Below are 20,117 nucleotides of genomic sequence, written 5' to 3'. Positions count from 1 at the left end.
ACAGAGCGCCTCTTTGCCGCGTGTTGATTTTGGAATAAATATAGAATGAATCAAGCAATAGCTGCCCCTGCTCACGAGTTTGAGTTGAAGAATAGCCAACTATTAGATGCTTTGAGCCAGTCGGCCCATCGCGTTGATTGGGCTGGCAGGTTTTTTAATTTTTTGTTTTTGCTTAGTGCCCTTATTGGTGTGCTATCGGTAGTCACTATTGGTTACTTTTTAGTGCAAGAAGGTTTACCGGCCATTCAGTTTGCCGGCTTAGGCAATTTTTTATTGGGCACAGCTTGGTACCCACCGGCTTTATACGGAATTGGTGCGATGATCGTTGCATCGGTCGTTTCAGCCTTAGGGGCGGTGATCATCGGTGTACCGGTGGCGTTGCTGACTGCGATTTTTTTGGCAGAAGTGGCACCCAAATGGTTAGCGAATGTGATTCGACCAGCCGTTGAGTTATTGGCGGGTATTCCTTCAGTGGTATATGGCTTTTTTGGCTTGGTGATTATTGTGCCAGCCATAGAGAGCACCTTTAATATCCCCGCAGGAAGCACAGTCTTAGCGGCTATTATTGTGTTGGCGGTAATGATTCTACCTACGGTAATTACGATTACTGAAACCTCAATTAGAGCCATACCCAAGACATATAAAGAAGGCTCTTACGCCTTAGGCGCTTCGCCAATGTTCACTATTTTTAAGGTGATGTTACCTGCTGCTCGTTCTGGCATTTTGGCCGGTATTGTACTTGGCGTGGCCCGCGCTGTAGGTGAAACCATGGCAATTATTATGGTGATGGGTAATTCACCCGCAATGCCGGGTTCGTTGTTAGATTCGGCGCGTTCATTAACCGCCAATATAGCCTTGGAAATGTCTTATGCAACAGGCATTCATGCTAGCTCACTTTACTCAACCGGTATCGTATTACTGATTTTTGTCATGCTGCTGAATGCAACATTATTAGTGCTTAATCGTAAGAGGGTTAAATAATGCGTCGTCGTATTGAAGACTTGGCTGCCATAAGCCTTATTTGGGGTGGGGCTGGGATGACAATCTTGTTCTTAGTATGGATGTTATGGCACATATTGAGTAACGGCCTTAGCCATGTAAGTTGGGAGTTTATTAGCTCAGCTTACACCACCGTAGGGGAAGTATCGGGCATTTTCTCGATGATTGTTTCTACCTTGTACATGGTGGTGTTATCGATTTCGATTGCCGCGCCTATTGGCATCATGACGGCGTTGTATTTAACCGAATATGCCAAGCCTGGCAGCAAACTGGTGAAGGTAATTCGCTTTTGTACTGAATCATTAGCCGGGATACCGTCAATTATTTATGGCCTATTTGGTATGACCTTCTTTGTGGTTACCTTAGGTTTAGGTTTCTCTATTTTGTCTGGCGCGCTGACCTTAGCCATTTTAATCTTGCCAGTTATTATTCGCACCACCGAAGAAGCCTTGATCGCGGTGCCACAAGCTTATCGTGAAGCCTCTTACGGCTTGGGAAGCTCGCGTATTTACACCATTTGGCGTGTCATTTTACCTTCTGCGATGCCGGGTATTGTCACCGCCGTTATTTTAAGTACTGGCCGCATCATTGGTGAGTCGGCACCGGTGTTTTTAACCGCTGGTATGGTGACGAGGATCCCTGAGTCGGTATTAGATTCAGGGCGAACCTTAACGGTCCACTTGTATAAACTTACCCAAGAATTGTTCACTGTGAATGAATGGAATCAGGCTTATGCTACAGCCACCGTGTTAATTTTTTTGGTGCTAGCCATTAACTTGCTAACGAAATTGATCGCCAGTCGATTCAACAAAGCTTCTTACTAAGAGATTGATATGAATAAGTTTGATGTTAAACAGCTTAATTTACATTACGGTGATACCCACGCATTAAAAGGGATCAATTTACCTATTCCAGAGAGAAAGGTAACAGCCTTGATTGGCCCATCCGGCTGCGGTAAATCTACTTTGTTACGTACTTTGAATCGTATGAACGATTTAATTGAAAATGTGCATATTGATGGGGATGTTATGCTCGAAGGTAAAGATATTTACCAAGACCGTAATGTTGCCGCTTTGCGCATGAAAGTGGGCATGGTATTTCAAAAAGCCAATCCCTTCCCGATGAGCATTTATGAAAACGTAGCCTATGGATTACGTGCTCAAGGGATCCGCAATAAACAAATCCTCGATGATACCGTTGAATCGGCCTTACGCAGTGCTGCGCTGTGGGATGAGGTGGCAGATCGCTTGAATAGCCCTGCTTTTGGTTTGTCGGGTGGGCAGCAGCAACGTTTATGTATTGCCCGTACGATTGCGATTCAACCTGATGTTATTTTGATGGATGAACCCACTAGCGCACTGGATCCCATCGCTACCCATAAAATTGAAGAATTGATGGATGAATTACGCAAAAAATTCACCATTGTGATTGTGACTCACTCGATGGCACAGGCGAAACGTATTTCGGATAAAACGGCATTTTTCTGGATGGGGGAGTTAGTAGAACACGGTGACACCGCACAAATTTTTAGTGCTCCGCAAGATGAACGTACACGTGGTTATGTGAATGGTGACTTTGGTTAGCTAGTCATTGGATTAAGAAAACAGCGCGGCTTTTGCCACGCTGTTTTCTTATTTATACCTTGTAGGGTTAACGGGAGCATTTTGTGGCGCTAAAGTGCCAAGGCTTCAGTTGGCTTTTGCGTTGCTCACAACGTTGCAAAATGGCATTTTTGCCATCTTCATCCAAGGTGGTCCAGGCACAAATTTCTTCTAAATGACGGAAACAACCTACACATACGTCATCACCGTCTAAGGTACACTGACGAATGCAAGGAGAGTCGCTAATGTTTGAGTTACTCATATTCCTGCTGGTTCCTATCATTAGACCACACTAAAAACCGCTAATCTTGCAGGCTATAGGGTAGCTGGGCGATGGTATATAAGCTTTGCTCATCTCCGGCTAAACGAAATTTGGCTTCAGTATCGGTATCGTTATTTAAGACTGCTAACAGTTCTATATAGCCAGGCTCTAACTGTACCGCTTGTAACACCGTGCCTTTACCACGCCAGTTCTCGCCCATTTGCTGTTCAAGGCGATCGCCTGCTTTAGGTACGGTTGAGCCATGGCCGGCTAAGCGCAAAGATGCGCGTTTGTTGGCGCCTCTATATTTGGCCCTAGCAATGGTCTCTTGGCCTGTATAGCAGCCCTTAGAAAAGCTAATGGCGTCAAGGTACTGTAAGTTTAATGCTTGCGGAATAAATTGCTGAGTGGTGGCCTGCTCTAGAGTCGGAAGGCCCGAAACGATTTGTAGCGCACGCCATAACTCATTAGCGTCTAAGTCACTTGCTGGGGCGTCTGCTCCCCAGTTTTCTGACTCGGTTATCACCAAGTAGCGACGCTTTGGACCGTCAATATGTATACAAACACCTTGCTCTATCAGGCCGCCGTGGCTGGCGATATCATCGCCAAATTTGGCGGCGATGTAATGAGGGGCTTCGCTTCCCATTACCGCAATAGTGTGCAAAGAGGATTCAGTCTCTATGTTTACCTTAGAAAATACCGCGTATTTTTTCATCTGGTTGAGTTGTGACTCGGCCAGGGATTTTGGTTGTAGGTAGAGGTAGTCACTTTGAAGACGCAGTAAGCGTAATACAGACCACATTTTACCGGTAGGGTCACAGTGTGCAGCCAAGGTTTGTTGGCCTGGCGCTAAGCTATTTACATCACAGCTCAACTGGCCTTGCAGGTAGCTCTGTGCATCGTCACCACTGACTCTGACAAGGTGCCATTGATCAAGAGGTTGAACTAAAAGTGGAGGTAGGGTGCATAATGTTTGTTGAGACATAGTCGACTTCCATTGAGAGCTAGGTCAAGCTTATTAAGATGTAATTTTGTTGCTGAAATGGTATCTTCGAAGACACGCTTTCATCAACTTATAACTGGATAATTTATTAGGCGATAGCCGTATTTACCAGTGTAACTCATGTAAACAAGGAACAACATGCAGGAAAATAAATCACGTTTAAAATGGGCCTGTCGTCGAGGTATGTTAGAACTTGACGTGTTATTTATGCCCTTTGTAGATGAAGCTTATGATGATTTAGGTGATGAACAAAAACTAACGTTTAAACGTTTACTGGCGTGTGACGACCCGGATTTATTCTCTTGGTTTATGGGTCACAAACAATGCGAAGATAAGCAACTAGCTGATATGGTTGATGTCATTCTTAAACGCGTCAAAGTATAAATTTGCGGCGACTCGCTCTCGCACTTATCTAGCGCTTATTGCGAGCTGTGCGACCTTACAGCTAGTGTTGCTATGGTGTTTTCCACAATTACTGCCTTTATCGGCGTTTTGCTTGGTCGCGATTGCAAGCCTGTTGTGGCACTGGAGGCACTATCAGCCAGAGATGTGTTTTAGTGCCGAACAATTAGCCTTTAAGCATGCAGACGAGTGGCTAGGGTATCGGTGGTTGGCTAATTCTCGAGTGGCTTTGGGCTGTTGCTTGGTGGTCGCTATTCGGCAAGATAAGCTCGCTATTAAAGTCATTTTTGCGGATAGCATCAGTGACGATATTTATCGCAAACTCTGCTTCATTATTAATTTTCCTAAACAAGCTAGCGACCTTGAATCTACCTAAAAATGCTTTGCTAGGGTCAATAGACGCAGAAGCAATACTACTTTACTAGCATTGCTTCTTGGTTGGCTTACAGCTCGTTATCTTCTAAGTAGAAGGTATTAGGGTCTAAAATGGTAGGCTTAATGGTCTCAAGCTTTTCTGGATAATCTAAGTTGTAATGTAATCCACGGCTTTCATGGCGGCGCATCGCGCAACCTACAATCAATTCAGCCACCTGCAATAAGTTACGTAACTCTAGCAAATTATTGCCTACTTTAAAGTTTGAGTAATACTCAAAAATCTCTTGTTGCAATAATTGAATGCGGCGCATAGCCCGCTCTAGGCGTTTGTTTGTTCTAACAATTCCCACGTAATCCCACATGAATAGTCTTAACTCGTGCCAGTTGTGATTAATAATCACTTCTTCATCTGAGTCACTCACTTGACTGTCATCCCATGGTTCTATTTCAGCCGTTAGCTGAACATCGTTTAAATGCCGTTTAATGTGTTCGCTAGCAGCATGCGCAAATACCACACACTCAAGTAGAGAGTTGCTCGCCATACGATTGGCACCGTGTAAGCCGGTATAGGCCACTTCACCTATGGCGTAAAGATTGGCTAGATCGGTTTGGCCTTCAAGGTTGGTGACAACACCACCACAAGTATAATGCGCAGCCGGTACTACAGGGATAGGCTGGGTGCGAATATCTATACCTAGCTCTAAACAACGCTTTAAAATGGTAGGGAAGTGCAGCTCGATAAATTCATCATCACGGTGACTGATATCGAGGTATACACAATCGGCTCCTAGGCGTTTCATTTCGTAATCAATAGCGCGGGCGACGACATCTCGAGGTGCTAATTCTTCCCTAGAATCGAAATCGGGCATAAAGCGGCTACCATCAGGGCGTTTTAATAAAGCACCTTCGCCTCGCAGCGCTTCGGTTAATAGGAAATTACGCGCTTCTGGGTGGAACAAGCAAGTGGGGTGAAATTGGTTAAACTCCATATTTGCCACGCGACAACCCGCTCGCCAGGCCATCGCGATACCGTCGCCACTGCTGACATCAGGGTTACTGGTGTATTGGTATACTTTACTCGCGCCACCTGTCGCCATTGCCACAAATTTTGCTTTTACTACTTCTACTCGTTCTTTATTTCGGTTCCAGACGTAGGCGCCCACGACTTTTTCTTTACCTGCTTGCTCTTGGGTTATCAGGTCTACCGCATTAAAACGCTCTAATATGGTGATGTTTGGGTGGCTTAATACCGCTCTTACCAAGGTTCGTTGAACGGCTTTTCCGGTAGCGTCTGCGGCATGCAAAATTCGTCTACGGCTGTGCCCACCTTCGCGAGTAAGATGATACTGAGACTCGCCATTTTTGGCGGTTTCTTGATCGAAGGGAACCCCTAGATTAATCAGCCAATCGATACATTTTTTGCTGTTTTCTGCAGTAAATTTAACCGCGGCTTCATCACATAAGCCATCTCCGGCGATAAGAGTATCATTGACATGTTCTTCTACACTGTCATTCTTATCAAATACAGCGGCTATCCCTCCCTGGGCATAATAAGTTGAACCTTCTTTTAGAGGTCCTTTGCTCAAGACGTGGACTTTGGCATAATCGGCGAGGTTTAATGCCATGGTTAAGCCTGCAGCGCCACTGCCTATTATTAGAACATCGCTAGTGTATTCCATAGATGCGCTCTTATATGATGTTTAAAAAGATTTGAGTATATAATAGTTTAACTGAAACTTACTCAAGTTTGCACTGTCTCACAGAGGCGCAAAATTTTATTTAGTTAAAAGAGAACTTTTTTGAAAACAAGTAGTCTGAAGAGATGTGCCGCAAAAAAAGTTACCAAAACTTCCTATTTAAGGAGACGGTAGCTTCAGATGTCAGAGCAATGGACAGATCAAGCGTTGGTTGAACGAACGCAGCGCGGTGATAAAGCAGCATTTAACTTGTTGGTACAAAAATACCAACACAAGGTCGCTAACCTAATATCACGTTATATCGTGAATCATGGTGATGTTCCTGATGTAACGCAAGACGCGTTTATTAAGGCTTATCGTGCTTTACCTAACTTTCGCGGAGAAAGTGCGTTTTATACTTGGTTGTATCGTATAGCGGTTAATACAGCTAAAAATCATATTGTTGCCCAAGGGCGTAGGCCCCCAGCAAACGATGTAGATGCAGATGAAGCTGAGTTTTATGATGGTGGAGAAGCACTAAAAGAAGCTGACACGCCAGAAACTTTGCTGTTATCAGAAGAAATAAAAGAGGTAGTCTTTGCTACAATAGAAGGACTACCCGATGATTTGCGTACTGCAATAACGCTTCGTGAAATAGATGGTCTAAGTTACGAAGAAATTGCAAGTGTTATGGATTGTCCTGTTGGAACCGTGAGATCACGGATATTCCGAGCAAGGGATGCAATTGAAAAACGGATCCAGCCGCTGTTAAGCAGGTAACTTTTTGGGGATTGATAACGAATATGGCAAATAAAGAGCAGCTATCAGCATTGGTTGATAATGAATTAACTGATGCAGCTTTGTTAGAACTGTTAGCCAATGAGCCGGAGCATTCCGAACAGTGGAGTAATTACCACTTGATTGGTGACGTCCTTCGCGGTGAAACGCCTAAATATATTGACTTAGATATCGCGGGCAATATCGCTCAAGCGCTTGAACAAGAGCCAGCAATTGTTGCGCCTAAACCCCAAGTGACAGAAACTAAAGCCCCCTCTGGTAAAGTGGTTAGTTTCTTTAAATACGCGGGTCAATATGCCATTGCTGCTTCGGTTGCCGTTGCGGCGATTGTTGGTGTGCAACAATACTCGTACAACGATGGTGATGCGACGCAGCCATTGCCGGTATTTAGTACAGTACCTGTTGGCGGTTCGGTTGCCCCGGTAAGCTTGCAGTCTAATCCTTTACCTCGGGAGTTAACTGAGGCTGAAGTGATAGAGCAACGTAAGCGCATCAGTGCGTACCTTCAGGATCATCGTTTTCAGCAGCGAATTGTAGAGTAAAAATATAAGCTATGCGTTTTAACCAATTTTGGATGCCAGTAATTGTATTACTGGCATCTTTTTCTGTTTTTGCCGAGGATACAGAAACGTCTGTATCTTCTTCTATTCCTCAAACCCAAACCGCCTTAAACCTACTTAAAGAATATCAGCAGTCATTTCATCAACGTAATTTTGAGTTAGCGTCAATCACTGTGCGCCAAGGTCATATAGAGCCAAAGCGATTAATTCACGGCGTGGTTGATGGTCTTGAGCTTGCGCACCGGGTGTATTTGAACGGCCCAGCGAATGAAGCCGTTTACCGAGATGGCTCAGTGGCTTTTTTTGAGCCGGGACAAACCCCTTATAGTTTGGCGTCAACCCGTTTGCCGGGCATGTTCGGTAATTTAGCTGCGGTAGATATAGACAGTTTAACCGCTAATTACGATTTGGTCATTGCTGGAAAAAGTAGGGTGGCAGGTCGCCCTGCTCAAGTCATGCGAATTGTGCCAAAATCAGCTGATCTTTACGGTTTGTATTTTTGGATTGATTATAGTTCTCAGCTTCCTTTGCGGCTTGATATTGTTGATCAAAATGGCGAGTTGGTTGAACAGCACATGGCGGTCACTCTGGCAGAATTTGAACATCCTACAGAATGGATGAAAGAGTTAGCCAGTCTTGAATTACCCAGTAAAGTAGCAGGAAAAGACGCGGTTCATGATGTGACTCATGATATTAATTGGCGTCTAGGTTGGCAACCGAGTGGAATGCAAGTTGCTCAAAAAGAACAACATTCGCTGGCAATTTTGTCTGAATCAGTAGACTACATAAAGCTCAGTGATGGTTTATTTGATATCTCTGTTTACGCCAATGTCATTGGCCAAACCAATCCTTTACGTGAGCAGTTAGTCCGTCAAGGGGCCACCAGTTTACATACCGTAGTAAGAAAAGGCGTTGAGATTACCGTGGTGGGTGAAATCCCTCCGGAAACGGCCTCTAAAATTGCGGACTCGGTGAAGATTGGCCCTTATTTGGAGACCCCAAGTGAGCCAACACAACAACCCTAAATTGATTATTGAAACCGCTAAAGTTGTTGGTTTTAATCAAGGCCAAGCGTTGGTTGAGTGCGTGAGTAAAAGCGCTTGTGGCAGTTGCGGTAGCGCTGAGCATTGTGGAAATAGCGCAATAGCAAAAGCGTTCCCAACGAGAACGCATCAGTTAAGTGTCGAAATCACTGAAGAAGTCAAAGTCGGGGATAGTATTGAATTGGGCTTAAACTCAAAAAATATGCTCAATAGCGCCTTGTTGGTTTATTTACTGCCCTTGTTACTGTTGATTGCCGGCGCTGGAATGGGTAAAGCCACTCAAGTAAGTGAAGGGGTCGTGATCATCACTTCACTATGCGGCTTGTTGATTGGCTTTGTGATGGTCAAGCTCTATACAAAACGTTTTATGGGGCACGCCAGTTATAAGCCTAAGATGATTCGACGAAGCCAATAATTATCAGCATTTGTTATGCGAATCATCCCAGCGCCCTTCTTCTAGGGCGTTTTTTGTTTTTACGCTAATAACAGAGTGCTGAAAATATAGCGCATTTTTTTTGGTTCTTGGCGGATTGTGGTAGTATCCGCGTCAACGATATAATGCACGATTGCTGCATTTTTAAGAAAGGCGAAATGAAATTTTGTCGCCATTGATTTTACAAAGGTATGCCCTTGATAAATAAGAATATTCGTAACTTTTCGATTATTGCCCATATTGACCATGGTAAATCGACGTTATCAGATCGACTTATCCAGCATTGTGGTGGCTTGAGCGCGCGCGAAATGGAAGCGCAGGTTTTAGACTCTATGGATTTAGAGCGTGAACGCGGAATTACCATTAAAGCACAAAGTGTCACCTTAGATTACACCGCAAATGACGGTGAAACCTATCAGCTTAACTTTATTGATACCCCAGGACACGTTGACTTCACTTATGAAGTTTCACGTTCTTTGGCGGCTTGTGAGGGTGCTTTACTGGTTGTTGACGCGGCGCAAGGTGTAGAAGCGCAAACCTTGGCCAACTGTTATACCGCCATGGAAATGGAGCTGGAAGTCATTCCAGTGCTCAACAAAATTGATTTACCGCAAGCTGACCCTGACCGAGTCGCAGAAGAAATTGAAGATATCGTAGGGATTGATGCCACCGACGCTACCGTATGTTCGGCTAAAACGGGCTTAGGTATCGGCGATGTACTCGAAACTATTGTTCGAGATATTCCGCCACCAGTTGGTAACAGCGAAGGCCCATTGCAAGCACTGATTATCGACTCTTGGTTTGATAATTACCAAGGTGTTGTCTCTTTGGTTCGAGTCACCAATGGTGAGTTGAAAGCTGGCGAAAGAATGGTCGTTATGTCTACGGGGCAATCCCATGTAGTTAACGAAGTAGGGATTTTCACTCCTAAACAAACCAGTACAGGCATCCTAAGAACCGGTGAAGTGGGCTATATTGTCGCCGGTATTAAAGACATTTTAGGCGCGCCGGTAGGTGATACATTAACCACCTTAAAAAATGGTTCTACCGAAGCCTTACCGGGCTTTAAAAAAGTGAAACCACAGGTTTATGCTGGTTTGTTCCCTACCAGTTCTGATGATTACGAAAACTTCCGTGATGCCTTAGGTAAACTAAGCCTAAACGACGCTTCATTGTTTTATGAGCCAGAAAACTCAACCGCACTAGGTTTTGGTTTCCGTTGTGGTTTCTTGGGCATGCTGCACATGGAAATCATTCAGGAACGTTTGGAGCGTGAATACGATCTTGATTTGATTACTACGGCACCGACCGTGGTGTATCAGGTTGAAATGAACAACGGTGACGAGTTATTTGTAGATAGCCCCGCCAAATTGCCGCCTACCAATAACATTGCCGAAATTCGTGAGCCGATCGCTGAAGTTAATATATTGGTGCCCCAAGAGTATTTGGGTAACGTGATTACCTTGTGTGTTGAAAAACGTGGTATGCAAATCAATATGGCTTATCACGGCAAGCAAGTCGCTTTAACCTATGAAATCCCAATGGCCGAAGTGGTGTTAGATTTCTTTGATAAGCTAAAATCAACCAGCCGTGGTTACGCTTCGCTGGATTACAACTTCAAGCACTTCCAAGCTGCCAATATGGTGCGAGTTGATATTATGATTAATGGCGATAGAGTAGACGCTCTTGCGCTAATTACCCATAAAGATCATTCGGAATCACGTGGCCGCCAAGTGGTTGATAAGATGAAAGAGCTTATTCCTCGTCAGATGTTTGATATTGCTATTCAAGCCTCAATTGGCATGCATATTATTGCTCGTTCAACGGTTAAACAGTTACGTAAAAACGTTATCGCTAAGTGTTATGGCGGCGATGTGAGCCGTAAGAAGAAACTACTAGCGAAGCAAAAAGCGGGTAAGAAACGGATGAAGCAGGTGGGTAACGTAGAAGTTCCCCAAGAAGCATTCTTAGCTGTTCTACATATTGGAAAGGACTAACATGGCTACACTATTTCCGCTGATTTTGGTTATCGCTACCTTTATAACTGGAATCATTTGGGCTTTAGATAAATTTCGTTGGGAAAAGCAGCGTGAGCTTAAACTGCAAGAAGCTCGCAGTGCTGCTGGTGGAAGTTTACCTAGTGACGCAGAAGAGAAAATTACCGCGCCTGCAAGCTGGATAGAAAATGGACGCTCGGTGTTTCCGGTCATTGCGATTGTAATGATTTTGCGTTCGTTTATTTACGAGCCTTTCCAGATTCCATCAGGTTCAATGATGCCCACCCTATTGGTTGGTGACTTTATCTTGGTGGAAAAATTTGCTTATGGTTTAAAAGATCCGGTTACACGCAGTACTATCGTTGAAACTGGATCGCCTGAACGGGGTGATATTGCGGTATTCAAATACCCGCTGGACACCCGGGTAGACTACATTAAGCGGATTGTTGGTTTACCAGGTGACCGCGTTATTTACCGCAACAAACAATTGTTTATCGAGCCAAAGTGCCATGATGAGCCCTGTAGCAAAATGGCGGCTGTTCCTCTAAGTATTGGTGAGCAAGGGAAGTTTTGGGATGGGGTGATTCCTTTACAAAATTATACTGAGCAGTTAGCTGATTTTGAACATGAAATATTGGTTAACCCAGCAAGACCAGAAAGAGTATCAAGTTATTATCCCCAATCGGGCACCGCTCAAGATGAATGGATAGTGCCGGCCGGCCATTATTTGGCTTTAGGTGATAACCGCGACAACAGTATGGATGGTCGGTTTTGGGGCTTTGTGTCTGATGACAACTTAGTGGGTAAAGCCGTAGCTATATGGATTAGCTTTGAATTTGAGCGCGCCGAAGATTCAATATTGCCAGGATGGATACCAACGGGTGTTCGATTCAATCGCGTTGGCGCGATTAAGTAAAGGTAGATAATGAATAGTTCAAATCCTGAACGCTTACAACGAGCGATCGGTTATCAATTTAAAGATGAGAGTTTGTTACACCTAGCACTCACTCATCGCAGTGCTGGCGGCGTTCATAATGAACGGTTGGAGTTTTTAGGTGATGCGGTACTAAGCTGGGTGATTGCTGATGAGCTTTATCGTCGTTTTCCTCATGTATCAGAGGGTGATTTAAGCCCGATGCGCTCTACTTTAGTAAAGGGCAAAACCCTCGCGGAATTAGCGCGAGCCTTCGAGCTAGGTGATTATATCAAGTTAGGCCCTGGTGAGCTGAAAAGTGGCGGTTTTCGTCGCGAATCTATTTTAGCCGATGCTGTTGAAGCAATTATTGGCGCAGTGTATTTGGACAGAGGTGCCGACCAAGCGCAGCAGTTACTGCTTACTTGGTATAACGAGCGCTTAGAAAACATTGAGCCAGGACTGAGCCAAAAAGATCCTAAAACCCGTTTACAAGAAATTTTGCAATCGCGTAAACAAGTACTGCCTGATTATCAAGTCGTCGAAATAAAAGGCGAGGCACATAATCAACAATTTACGGTTAGCTGTAAGGTGGAAGGTTTAGACCAACCCGTTATCGGCACTAGCACTAGCAGGCGTAAAGCAGAGCAAGTAGCTGCTGAACTTGTTTTGGAGCGTTTAGTATGAATTATGATACCCGCTGTGGTTTTGTGGCGATTGTTGGTCGACCCAATGTCGGTAAATCTACCTTACTGAATAACCTATTAGGTCAAAAGGTGAGTATCACTTCGAAAAAGCCACAAACGACTCGACATCGAATTCTGGGGATCGACACCGCTGGTATTTATCAGACTATTTTTGTTGATACGCCTGGCTTGCACGTTGAAGAGCAACGAGCGATTAACCGTTTAATGAACCGCGCAGCCACCAGTTCTCTGGGTGATGTATCGATGGTTATTTTTGTGGTTGAAGGCACTAAGTGGACAACTGATGATGAAATGGTGTTGGGTAAACTGCGCCACCTAAAAGTACCGGTTGTGCTGGCGATTAATAAAGTGGATAACGTTCAAGATAAAGAAGAGTTATTCCCGCACATGCAGTTAATGAGTGAAAAATTTGATTTTTCACACATTTTGCCTATTTCTGCCAAGCAAGGTAAGAACATAGAACAATTGCGCGGCTGGGCTCAACAAACACTGCCTGAAAATGTGCACTTTTTTCCAGAAGATTATATTACTGATCGTTCATCTCGCTTTATGGCGGCTGAAATTGTCCGTGAAAAGCTGATGCGCTTTACCGGTCAAGAGTTGCCTTATTCTACTACCGTAGAAATAGAGCAGTTTAAGATGCAAGAGAATGGTGTATATCAGATTAACGCGCTAATTTTGGTTGAGCGACCTAGTCAAAAACGAATGATTATTGGTAATAAAGGCGAGAAGCTAAAAACCATTGGCAAAGAAGCGCGCTTAGATATGGAAAAATTGTTCGACAATAAAGTGTTTCTGGAAATGTGGGTGAAAGTGAAGTCTGGCTGGGCTGATGATGAGCGAGCCTTACGCAGTTTAGGTTACGGAGACGAGTAAAACTTGTCTGCTCAGCCGATGACTCCGGCTTTTGTTATCCATACGCGTCCATATCGCGAAACCAGCTTATTGGTTCAGTTGTTTACCTTTGAAGCTGGCAAGGTGAGTGTGGTCGCCAGAGGGGCAAGAGCCAAGCGCTCCCGCTTGAAAGGCATTTTGCAACCCGGTGTTCCGCTGCTGGTTGAGCTTTCAGGGAAAGGGTCATTGCTTAACCTAAAACAAGCTGAAGCGAGTAGTTTAGCTTTTCCTTTGTTTGGCGAGCATTTGTATAGTGCCTTGTACCTTAATGAGTTGCTATACCATTTGTTAGACGAGAATACTGCCTATCCTTGCTTGTACCAGAAATACCAACAAAGTCTAGTCGCGCTAGCCAAGCAGCAACCCTTAGAGGTCTGTTTGCGAGAGTTTGAGTTAAGTCTATTAACTGAACTAGGGTTTGCCTTAAGTGAACCAGAGAGGCTTGCTGAAGGCCAACATTATCAGTATCGTTTAGATCAAGGTTTTATAAGCTCTGCTCAGTTGGCTAATGCTAGTTTTAGTCGAGAAGATATTTTGATGCTGTTAAGTTTTGATGAAACCAACGCAGCACACTTAGTATGCGCCAAACGATTCTGTAGAATTGCCATTGCTCAATTGTTAAATGGTAGAGAGTTAACGAGTCGCGCATTATTTAAACAAATTAAAGTTACCAATAGAACGGTTAAATAACCGTATTGTTGAAAAAGGAAATCTCGTGAGTGAAATTTTATTAGGCGTTAATGTTGACCATATTGCTACTTTACGCCAAGCGCGCGGCACTACTTATCCTGACCCAGTGTTAGCGGCAGGTATTGCAGAAATAGCCGGCGCTGATGGCATTACTATTCATTTAAGAGAAGATCGCCGCCATATTGTAGACCGTGACGTAGCCATAATGAGTCAGACTGTGCAAACCCGACTTAATTTGGAAATGGCCGTCACTGATGAAATGGTCGACATTGCCTGTGAGCACAAACCTCACTTTGTTTGTTTGGTGCCTGAAAAACGCGAAGAACTGACTACTGAAGGCGGTTTAGATGTCGTGGCTAATTTGGATAAAATCACCGCCGCGGTAACTAAACTGAAAGACGCAGGGATTCTAGTATCACTATTCATTGATGCTGATGATGACCAAATAGATGCTTCATTGGCTTCAGGTGCTCCGTTTATTGAGCTGCATACTGGCCATTACGCAGATGCAGAAAACGAGTTAGCCCAACAAAGTGAATTGAAAAAAATTGCCGCAGCGGCAAGTTATGCTAGTGATAAAGGACTTAAGGTCAACGCTGGGCATGGCTTACACTACCATAATGTACAACCTATTGCGGCAATGCCTGAAGTTATCGAGCTAAATATTGGCCATGCGATTATCGCGCGTGCGGTGTTGGTAGGAATGAATCAGGCCGTCAGTGAAATGAAAGCATTGATGGTACAAGCGCGTAAAGCTGAAGGCTAGATTAATGGCCATTGTAGGTTTAGGGACAGACATTGTGCGGGTAGCTAGAATTGCTGAAAGTAAGCAGTTCTCTGGCTTAGCGAAGAGGGTCCTTACACCTACAGAAATGCAGCGTTTTGAAGGGCATAGCTCAGCAGCGCGATTTTTAGCTAAACGTTTTGCTGCTAAAGAAGCAGCAGCCAAAGCCCTAGGCACGGGTATCGCTAAGGGCGTAGGCTTTCAGCAAATTGAAGTAAGCAATGACCCCTTAGGTAAACCCATATTGATATTCAGCGGTGCTGCATTAGCCTTAGCTGAACAGCTTGGTGTTAGTAAGCAGTTTATAAGTATTAGTGACGAGCGTGACTATGCCGTAGCAACGGTAATTTTAGAGCGCTGAAGTAGGAGAATTGAAGTGATTGAGCGTTATAGAGTACAGCTAGATTTATTTGGCTTAATGAAACTGCTTGCTTTAGTAGGTTTTGGTGTGGGTGTAATTGCAGGTTTAGCCTTGTTAATCTACACCATCATGAATGGCGGGAATTTAATACAGGCATTGCTGCCGATGATTATTTCTCCCTTTAGTAACGCTTTTGTAACGGCCATCTTTGGCTTGATTAGCTACCCGTTTTATAACTGGTATTGTAAGCGTAATCGAGGCCAAGTATTGACGGGTCGGTTCTTGATGGACGAAGCCCCTAAAAACGATTAATAGCGTTTGCACCGAATAAAAAAGCCGCTCCATTCTATGGAGCGGCTTTTTTATGGTGTGGCCATTAGCGCTTGTTGAACTGTATAGGCTAATTGAGCTGCTCAAATAACTGCTTGCTGGCCTTTTTCACTTTCGCGATTTCGTCGGACAGCTCTAACAGCTCAGGCTCTACAAGGTCTACATTTGCATGCTGGTTTAATGTTTCCTCAATAGTGGCCGTTAGCGCCACTAAGTGTTTACAACCACTATAGGCACAGCCCCCGCGGAAACGGTGTATCAAGCTAAGGAACGTTGCGCACTCTAGCGCTTTGTTGAGGACCTGATCGATACCCTGTTGCATCTCTGGAAAGCTGTCTAACAACATTTTTAGCATATCAATGGCAAGCGCTTGATTGTTGTTGGTTCGGTTTAAAGCAAGCTGCCACGATAAGCTGTCACTTTCAAACTGAATATTGTTAGAAGGGTTTAGCGCGGGATTGGATGCATCAAGCACTAGTGTTTCAGCGTTAGGTTGCCAACGGTGAATGATTTGTTCTAACGACGATTCATCGATCGGTTTGGCGAGGTAGTCATCAATGCCTTGGCTGAGTAATTGTTGTTTCTCTCCGCTTAAGGCATGAGCAGTAACGGCAATGATAGGCGTTTGTTGATTATGACTTTGCTCGCGGATTTTTTGGCTCGCACTAATGCCATCTAAAATAGGCATTTGAATATCCATTAATATTAAATCATACGCTTTAGATTCTGCCCGAGTAATCGCTTCTAAGCCGTTAGTGCAGGTATCTACTTCTGTCACTAACTCGTTAAGCATGGCTGAAATAAGTTTGAGGTTAGCGGCATTGTCATCAACCGCTAAGATCTTAAGAACGAGCTTGTCTCGTTGAACGGCATTATTTGGAGTAGATAGTTGAGTGTTTTCGGTACGTTCGCCCACTAAGGCCTGAGCCAATTTACGGTGATTGACCGGCTTAGTTAAGCAATGGTAAGCACCTGCATTTAATACTTGCTGGTGAATATCAGGATCACTAGAGTTGATCAGTACTATCACATTTCGGTTTTCATTGGCCGCTTGTTGTATTTTGCTTAATAAAGGGGTTAAGTTTTGCCAATCACTATGGCCAATAATTAAGTGGCTTGGATTTTGATTTAATGCCTCTGACCACTGTTGGTTATCACGAGCGCTGAATAATTGCATCTGCCACTGTTGGCTTAAACCTTCTATGACTTCTCTGCTAACGGCATGAGGCTCGTACAGCACTACCGAGAGTTGATTTAACGCTTGCAGCGGTAATGGTGCTCCCAGCACCATATCTGCTAACTCTAAGTGGATGTTGAAGGCAAATTCTGCGCCTTGTTCAGACTCAGAGTTGAGCTTAATATCGCCGCCCATTTGTTGCACCAGTTTTTGGGTGATCACTAAACCTAAGCCGGTTCCACCATATTCACGGTTTATACTGGTATCCGCTTGTTTGAAGGCTTGGAATAGTTGTGATTGCTGTTCTTTAGATATACCAATTCCAGTATCTTGAACCAAGGCATGAAGAATGACTTGCTGCCCTTGCTGTTTTACCAAACCAATTTTTACAGTTATTTGTCCTTTATGGGTAAACTTTATCGCATTGCCCAATAAGTTGGTAAATACCTGTTGCAAGCGCAGCGGGTCGCCACGTAAGCCTTCAGGTACATTGGGTTCTATCAATAGATTGAGTTCAAGATTTTTATCCTGAGCGCTAGGACCGAGTAGGGTGACTACGTCGTTAATGGTATCGCGGAAGTTGAACTCAATTCTGTCGAGTTTTAATTTGCCGGCTTCTAGCTTGGAAAAGTCTAAAATGTCATTAATGATTGCTAATAAATTATTGGCAGATTTTTCGATAGTTAACAAATAGTCAGCTTGATTATTGTTGAGTTGAGTTTTGAGTAACTGGCGAGCGAAACCAATGACACCGTTTAACGGGGTGCGTAGCTCATGACTCATGTTAGCCAAAAACTCTGATTTTGCTTTGGCGCCTTGCTGAGCTTCTTTTTTGGCAATGTCTAACTCAATGTTTTGAATTTCAATTTGCTCTAGGGTTTCGCGCAAGTCACTGGTGGCTTGGTCAATACTTTGGTGCATCTCTTCATGGTATTCAGCCAGCGATTTAGCCATAGAGTTGATACCGTGTTTTAACAGCCCTAATTCACCGGTATAACTGCCCTCAACTCGCGCATCTAAACGGCCTTGGCGGATCCTATCTACGATACTAACCATATTGGTAATCGGTTGGGTTACTTGTTTACTCAGCTGGAAGGCAAATAACACACTAATCAGCACACCAAACAATACAATGAACAGTGCAACCGTGGTATCTCTAAACTGTAATAACAAGGCTCGGTCTTTGTTATATTGCATAGAAATGTAACCCAGTAATTCGGGTTTACCATCGCTGAATGCAGCAAAGCTACCCTCGGCTTCTGCCCAAATCGGCGCCCTCAAAATGATTCGGTTCGGATAGATTTCTACTTGGGTAGATTGCGGTAGCGGCAGTTCAGGATCACTTTGTAACAGGCGGATATTACGATGGTAGTTACTGGTAACAAAAAGCTGGTTATTTTGGTCATAGACCGCAATACTTTTTATTAGAGGCGACATCTTGCGATGAGTCACGCTAATCAGCGATTTAACTTTTTCTCTGTTATACCTGCTGAGGCCAACTTCACTGGCTATTGCCAAGGGCTCGATGACATTGACCCCTTGCTCAATAACAAAGTTATCTAGTTGTTGGTTACGATTAAACGTAAAATAGCTGGCCAGCAAGATGCCCACAAATAAAGTGGGTATGATGGTGAGGATATATACACGGGCGCGTAAGCCATACTTGGTCATAAACGTTTCTTATGGGAAAATGACATGGTTCCAATTGCTTATGATGACATAAGCCCACCCTTTTTTGTATTCACTGGTTAAATAAGTCCCCCCTATGGCTCAATTTTTTAAAGCAAAACCAAAATCTATTCGCCTTAAGGCGATTACCGACTGCACGGTTACTCAGTTAGACCATCATTTGCACGGGGTTGTGAAGGCCGGGCGTGAGACTTATTTTGTGGCTGATGCCTTACCCGGGGAACAAATCAAGATTCAACCCGCGGGTAAATCAGGGCCGGCTAAACTGCTGAAACGTTTAACCGATGCTGAGCAGCGCATTGTCCCTCGTTGTCAATTTTACCGCGACTGCGGTGGGTGTAGCGTCCAGCATTTGACCGCGCAAGATCAACGTTCATTTAAACAAACAGCGGTCGCTTCACTCATTAGTCGATTGTCGGCTTATGAAGATTTGCCTGAAGTAGAGCAGGAGGCAGATCAAGAATGGCACTACCGCAGGGTGAGCCGTTTAAGTACTTGGTTTGACAATAAACAGGGGTGGTTAGTGGGCTTTAGGCAAAAAGCCAGTAAGCAGCTCACGCCGATCAGCGAGTGCATGGTACTCACAGAGCGCTTATCGTGTTTGATTGTGCCTCTACAACACGCATTACGTAGTTGGCCTAAAGCTGTGGGTTTGGGTCACATTGACTTAATAGACTGTGAACCGATGGTGGTGTGTCGCATACGGCTAACCAAAGCGCTAGCGAGCAAATGGGTGGCAAGCTTAAGCGCCCTGGCGGAGCAATTAAATATTGCCCTATTGTTGGTGGAAGCAGACAAACAGCAATGGTTACGTGGCGAGCAGGCATTTTATCAATTGGATGAGCAGCAACTTAAGTTGGCGTTTACGCCGGGTGACTTCATTCAAGTGAACGCATCGATGAATCAAAAAATGGTCAATAAAGCGATTGAATGGCTTGAACTTGGTTCTGAAGATGTGGTGCTTGACCTTTACTCGGGCATTGGCAATTTTAGTTTGGCAATGGCTCAACATTCCAAGCAAGTTATTGCCGTGGAGGGCGTTGCGCAGATGAGCGAACAGCTGCTAAGCAACGCCAAGCTTAACGGCTTAACCAATATATTGGCTTATACTGGCGATTTAGAGGATCCCGAAACCGCCAAGCATTGGAAAAATGTTAAAGTGAGCAAAGTATTATTAGACCCCGCTAGGGCAGGAGCAAAGCTGGCCATTTCTGAGGTTGCAAAGCTTAGCCCAAGCACCTTAGTATATGTGTCTTGTAATCCGGCGACTTTAGCTAGAGATGCTAAAGTATTAAATCAAGCAGGGTATAAACTGGTCAAGCTCGCACTCATTGACATGTTTGCTCATACCGAGCATGTAGAAACAATGGCGCTGTTTACGCGGTAACAGCGTGAAACCGGTTTGACTGGCAATAAAAATTAA

The 20,117-nt window shown here is 44.3% G+C and carries 22 protein-coding genes; 18 read left to right on the top strand and 4 right to left on the bottom strand.

Annotated features, from left to right (window positions below):
• Nucleotides 1-45: 45 nt before the first annotated feature.
• Genes pstC through pstB form a run of 3 tightly spaced genes read left to right on the top strand, consistent with a single transcriptional unit; the run spans nt 46 to nt 2,582 of the window.
• Nucleotides 46-981, top strand: coding sequence for a phosphate ABC transporter permease subunit PstC (gene pstC, locus M0C34_RS14520; RefSeq protein WP_248712396.1), 936 nt, complete (start codon nt 46-48; stop codon nt 979-981).
• Entirely contained in the window at nt 981-1,823 is an 843-nt protein-coding gene (gene pstA / locus M0C34_RS14515) for a phosphate ABC transporter permease PstA (RefSeq protein ID WP_248712395.1), read from the top strand. The genes pstC and pstA overlap by 1 nt, the downstream gene beginning before the upstream one ends.
• Before the next feature lie 9 nt (nt 1,824-1,832).
• A complete protein-coding gene (pstB, locus tag M0C34_RS14510) occupies nt 1,833-2,582 on the top strand; it encodes a phosphate ABC transporter ATP-binding protein PstB (RefSeq protein ID WP_248712394.1) in 750 nt (249 codons plus the stop codon).
• A gap of 67 nt (nt 2,583-2,649) precedes the next feature.
• Here pstB and M0C34_RS14505 read toward each other — a convergent pair whose 3' ends face one another.
• Nucleotides 2,650-2,862 carry a DUF1289 domain-containing protein gene (locus tag M0C34_RS14505; RefSeq protein ID WP_248712393.1) on the bottom strand — a complete coding sequence of 71 codons (213 nt, stop codon included), beginning with the start codon at nt 2,860-2,862 and terminating at the stop codon, nt 2,650-2,652.
• A 40-nt stretch (nt 2,863-2,902) separates the two neighbouring features.
• Nucleotides 2,903-3,847 carry a tRNA-modifying protein YgfZ gene (gene ygfZ, locus M0C34_RS14500; RefSeq protein ID WP_248712392.1) on the bottom strand — a complete coding sequence of 315 codons (945 nt, stop codon included), beginning with the start codon at nt 3,845-3,847 and terminating at the stop codon, nt 2,903-2,905.
• Between the two features lie 156 nt (nt 3,848-4,003).
• Here ygfZ and M0C34_RS14495 point away from each other — a divergent pair, with 156 nt between their 5' ends.
• Nucleotides 4,004-4,249, top strand: a complete 246-nt coding sequence (locus tag M0C34_RS14495; RefSeq protein ID WP_248712391.1) for an FAD assembly factor SdhE — start codon at nt 4,004-4,006, stop codon at nt 4,247-4,249.
• A complete protein-coding gene (locus M0C34_RS14490; RefSeq protein WP_248712390.1) occupies nt 4,221-4,643 on the top strand; it encodes a hypothetical protein in 423 nt (140 codons plus the stop codon). The genes M0C34_RS14495 and M0C34_RS14490 overlap by 29 nt, the downstream gene beginning before the upstream one ends.
• Before the next feature lie 67 nt (nt 4,644-4,710).
• On the opposite strand, the gene nadB is transcribed toward M0C34_RS14490, so the two are convergent.
• The gene (nadB, locus tag M0C34_RS14485; RefSeq protein ID WP_248712389.1) at nt 4,711-6,321 is read right to left on the bottom strand and encodes an L-aspartate oxidase; all 1,611 of its coding nucleotides are present in this window, start codon (nt 6,319-6,321) and stop codon (nt 4,711-4,713) included.
• 198 nt (nt 6,322-6,519) lie between these two features.
• Between nadB and rpoE the strand changes: the two genes are divergently transcribed.
• The 12 genes from rpoE to M0C34_RS14425 all read left to right on the top strand — a co-directional run bounded on the left by rpoE (nt 6,520) and on the right by M0C34_RS14425 (nt 15,810).
• Nucleotides 6,520-7,098 carry an RNA polymerase sigma factor RpoE gene (gene rpoE / locus M0C34_RS14480; protein ID WP_248712388.1) on the top strand — a complete coding sequence of 193 codons (579 nt, stop codon included), beginning with the start codon at nt 6,520-6,522 and terminating at the stop codon, nt 7,096-7,098.
• A 23-nt stretch (nt 7,099-7,121) separates the two neighbouring features.
• The gene (locus M0C34_RS14475) at nt 7,122-7,658 is read left to right on the top strand and encodes a sigma-E factor negative regulatory protein (protein ID WP_248712387.1); all 537 of its coding nucleotides are present in this window, start codon (nt 7,122-7,124) and stop codon (nt 7,656-7,658) included.
• 11 nt (nt 7,659-7,669) lie between these two features.
• Nucleotides 7,670-8,701 carry a MucB/RseB C-terminal domain-containing protein gene (locus M0C34_RS14470; protein WP_248712386.1) on the top strand — a complete coding sequence of 344 codons (1,032 nt, stop codon included), beginning with the start codon at nt 7,670-7,672 and terminating at the stop codon, nt 8,699-8,701.
• The gene (locus M0C34_RS14465; RefSeq protein WP_248712385.1) at nt 8,679-9,134 is read left to right on the top strand and encodes a SoxR reducing system RseC family protein; all 456 of its coding nucleotides are present in this window, start codon (nt 8,679-8,681) and stop codon (nt 9,132-9,134) included. Before M0C34_RS14470 ends, M0C34_RS14465 begins: the two co-directional genes overlap by 23 nt.
• A 209-nt stretch (nt 9,135-9,343) precedes the next feature.
• A complete protein-coding gene (gene lepA, locus M0C34_RS14460; RefSeq protein WP_371923074.1) occupies nt 9,344-11,149 on the top strand; it encodes a translation elongation factor 4 in 1,806 nt (601 codons plus the stop codon).
• 1 nt (nt 11,150) lies between these two features.
• Nucleotides 11,151-12,065 carry a signal peptidase I gene (gene lepB / locus M0C34_RS14455; protein WP_248712383.1) on the top strand — a complete coding sequence of 305 codons (915 nt, stop codon included), beginning with the start codon at nt 11,151-11,153 and terminating at the stop codon, nt 12,063-12,065.
• Nucleotides 12,066-12,074: 9 nt separating this feature from the next.
• A complete protein-coding gene (gene rnc, locus M0C34_RS14450) occupies nt 12,075-12,749 on the top strand; it encodes a ribonuclease III (RefSeq protein WP_248712382.1) in 675 nt (224 codons plus the stop codon).
• On the top strand, nt 12,746-13,645 hold the full coding sequence (gene era, locus M0C34_RS14445) for a GTPase Era (protein WP_248712381.1): 900 nt from the start codon (nt 12,746-12,748) through the stop codon (nt 13,643-13,645). The genes rnc and era overlap by 4 nt, the downstream gene beginning before the upstream one ends.
• A gap of 3 nt (nt 13,646-13,648) precedes the next feature.
• On the top strand, nt 13,649-14,353 hold the full coding sequence (gene recO, locus M0C34_RS14440) for a DNA repair protein RecO (RefSeq protein WP_248712380.1): 705 nt from the start codon (nt 13,649-13,651) through the stop codon (nt 14,351-14,353).
• Between the two features lie 25 nt (nt 14,354-14,378).
• The gene (gene pdxJ, locus M0C34_RS14435) at nt 14,379-15,119 is read left to right on the top strand and encodes a pyridoxine 5'-phosphate synthase (protein ID WP_248712379.1); all 741 of its coding nucleotides are present in this window, start codon (nt 14,379-14,381) and stop codon (nt 15,117-15,119) included.
• Between the two features lie 4 nt (nt 15,120-15,123).
• Nucleotides 15,124-15,498: a holo-ACP synthase gene (gene acpS, locus M0C34_RS14430; RefSeq protein WP_248712378.1), complete on the top strand. Its 375-nt coding sequence runs from the start codon at nt 15,124-15,126 to the stop codon at nt 15,496-15,498.
• 15 nt (nt 15,499-15,513) lie between these two features.
• Nucleotides 15,514-15,810, top strand: a complete 297-nt coding sequence (locus tag M0C34_RS14425; protein WP_248712377.1) for a hypothetical protein — start codon at nt 15,514-15,516, stop codon at nt 15,808-15,810.
• A gap of 88 nt (nt 15,811-15,898) precedes the next feature.
• On the opposite strand, the gene barA is transcribed toward M0C34_RS14425, so the two are convergent.
• Nucleotides 15,899-18,676, bottom strand: a complete 2,778-nt coding sequence (barA, locus tag M0C34_RS14420; RefSeq protein WP_248712376.1) for a two-component sensor histidine kinase BarA — start codon at nt 18,674-18,676, stop codon at nt 15,899-15,901.
• Between the two features lie 94 nt (nt 18,677-18,770).
• Between barA and rlmD the strand changes: the two genes are divergently transcribed.
• Nucleotides 18,771-20,081: a 23S rRNA (uracil(1939)-C(5))-methyltransferase RlmD gene (rlmD, locus tag M0C34_RS14415; RefSeq protein WP_248712375.1), complete on the top strand. Its 1,311-nt coding sequence runs from the start codon at nt 18,771-18,773 to the stop codon at nt 20,079-20,081.
• The last annotated feature ends 36 nt before the right edge of the window (nt 20,082-20,117 follow it).

The sequence above is a fragment of the Agarivorans sp. TSD2052 genome, from assembly GCF_023238625.1.
GTDB lineage: Bacteria > Pseudomonadota > Gammaproteobacteria > Enterobacterales > Celerinatantimonadaceae > Agarivorans.
The sequence above is the reverse complement of the archived record's forward strand: the minus strand, read 5'-3'. Positions and strand labels throughout refer to the sequence as shown.

What these genes read in the sequence shown, in the direction of transcription:
- nadB (WP_248712389.1), bottom strand. Translation starts at nt 6,321, where the DNA reads ATGGAATACACTAGCGATGTTCTAATAATAGGCAGTGGCGCTGCAGGC.
- rnc (WP_248712382.1), top strand. Translation starts at nt 12,075, where the DNA reads ATGAATAGTTCAAATCCTGAACGCTTACAACGAGCGATCGGTTATCAA.
- rpoE (WP_248712388.1), top strand. Translation starts at nt 6,520, where the DNA reads ATGTCAGAGCAATGGACAGATCAAGCGTTGGTTGAACGAACGCAGCGC.
- pstB (WP_248712394.1), top strand. Translation starts at nt 1,833, where the DNA reads ATGAATAAGTTTGATGTTAAACAGCTTAATTTACATTACGGTGATACC.
- lepB (WP_248712383.1), top strand. Translation starts at nt 11,151, where the DNA reads ATGGCTACACTATTTCCGCTGATTTTGGTTATCGCTACCTTTATAACT.
- M0C34_RS14470 (WP_248712386.1), top strand. Translation starts at nt 7,670, where the DNA reads ATGCGTTTTAACCAATTTTGGATGCCAGTAATTGTATTACTGGCATCT.
- M0C34_RS14490 (WP_248712390.1), top strand. Translation starts at nt 4,221, where the DNA reads ATGTCATTCTTAAACGCGTCAAAGTATAAATTTGCGGCGACTCGCTCT.
- era (WP_248712381.1), top strand. Translation starts at nt 12,746, where the DNA reads ATGAATTATGATACCCGCTGTGGTTTTGTGGCGATTGTTGGTCGACCC.
- ygfZ (WP_248712392.1), bottom strand. Translation starts at nt 3,847, where the DNA reads ATGTCTCAACAAACATTATGCACCCTACCTCCACTTTTAGTTCAACCT.
- M0C34_RS14475 (WP_248712387.1), top strand. Translation starts at nt 7,122, where the DNA reads ATGGCAAATAAAGAGCAGCTATCAGCATTGGTTGATAATGAATTAACT.
- rlmD (WP_248712375.1), top strand. Translation starts at nt 18,771, where the DNA reads ATGGCTCAATTTTTTAAAGCAAAACCAAAATCTATTCGCCTTAAGGCG.
- M0C34_RS14505 (WP_248712393.1), bottom strand. Translation starts at nt 2,862, where the DNA reads ATGAGTAACTCAAACATTAGCGACTCTCCTTGCATTCGTCAGTGTACC.
- M0C34_RS14495 (WP_248712391.1), top strand. Translation starts at nt 4,004, where the DNA reads ATGCAGGAAAATAAATCACGTTTAAAATGGGCCTGTCGTCGAGGTATG.
- pstA (WP_248712395.1), top strand. Translation starts at nt 981, where the DNA reads ATGCGTCGTCGTATTGAAGACTTGGCTGCCATAAGCCTTATTTGGGGT.
- acpS (WP_248712378.1), top strand. Translation starts at nt 15,124, where the DNA reads ATGGCCATTGTAGGTTTAGGGACAGACATTGTGCGGGTAGCTAGAATT.
- lepA (WP_371923074.1), top strand. Translation starts at nt 9,344, where the DNA reads ATGCCCTTGATAAATAAGAATATTCGTAACTTTTCGATTATTGCCCAT.
- barA (WP_248712376.1), bottom strand. Translation starts at nt 18,676, where the DNA reads ATGACCAAGTATGGCTTACGCGCCCGTGTATATATCCTCACCATCATA.
- pstC (WP_248712396.1), top strand. Translation starts at nt 46, where the DNA reads ATGAATCAAGCAATAGCTGCCCCTGCTCACGAGTTTGAGTTGAAGAAT.